The organism is Arenibacter lacus, from assembly GCF_008711145.1.
Taxonomy (GTDB): Bacteria; Bacteroidota; Bacteroidia; order Flavobacteriales; family Flavobacteriaceae; genus Arenibacter; species Arenibacter amylolyticus.
On record NZ_VVIN01000171.1, the window covers coordinates 1 to 1,265 of the forward strand.

Consider the following 1,265-nt stretch of genomic DNA (forward strand, 5'->3'; position numbering starts at 1 on the left):
TAGAGCGATGCTCGTCAGGGTCTCCAAATTATTGATGTCGATAACCGTTGGGTTACCAGCCTCATCCGTATAGGTAAAGGTTCCGTTGGCCGTTTCAGCAATAGTAGTCAAGGTCTCCAGGTTCTTTACCGCAGCGGTCAGGTCCACTTTATTGATGTTCCCCGCTTCATCAATATAATCGATGTTCGTATTGTCCGCATTCAGAGCAATGCTCGTCAGGGTCTCCAAATTATTGATGTCGATAACCGTTGGGTTACCAGACTCATCCGTATAGGTAAAGGTTCCGTTGGCCGTTTCGGCAATAGTAGTTAAGGTCTCCAAATTCTTAACTGCAGCCGTCAAGTTTACTTGAGTGGTATTCCCTGCTTCATCAATATAATCGATGTTTGTATTATCACCATTCAGAGCAATGCTCGTCAGGGTCTCTAAATTATTGATGTCGATGATCGTTGGGTTACCAGCCTCATCCGTATAGGTAAAGGTTCCGTTGGCAGTTTCAGCAATAGTAGTCAAGGTCTCCAGGTTCTTTACCGCAGCGGTCAGGTCCACTTTATTGATGTTCCCCGCTTCATCAATATAATCGATATTTGTATTATCCGCATTCAGCGCCAAGGTGGTCAAAGTTTCCAAATTGGATATATCGATAACCGTTGGGTTACCAGCCTCATCCGTATAGGTAAAGGTTCCGTTGGCAGTTTCGGCAATAGTAGTCAAGGTCTCCAGGTTCTTTACAAGTGCGGTAAGATCTAACTGTGTGGTAGTTCCATCCTCATCCGTATAGTCCAAGTTTACATTGTCTGCATTCAACGCCAAGGTGGTCAAAGTTTCCAAGTCTGAGATATCGATCACCGTATCCACACCAGCCTCATCCCTATAGGTAAAAGTTCCGTTGGCATTGGCCACCATAGTGGTCACGGTCTCCAGGTTCTTCACGATGGCGGTAAAATCTAACTGCGTAGTAATGCCGTCCTCGTCCGTATAATCGATATGGGTATTATCAGCGTTAAGCGCTATACTGGTTAAAGTTTCCAAATCCGAGATATCGATCACGGTATCCACACCAGCCTCATCCCTATAGGTGAAGGTGCCATCCAAATTGGCCACCATAGTGGTCACAGTCTCCAGGTTTTTTACGATGGCGGTAAGATCTAACTGTGTGGTAATTCCATCCTCGTCCGTATAGTCCAAGTTTACATTGTCTGCATTCAACGCCAAGGTGGTCACAGTCTCCAAATCCGAGATATCGATTACCGTATCCACTCCAT

General features: G+C 45.5%; 1 pseudogene. It reads right to left on the bottom strand.

The window, feature by feature from the left end:
* A pseudogene (locus F1E73_RS17710) lies at nucleotides 1–1,265 on the bottom strand (hypothetical protein); the annotation flags it as partial.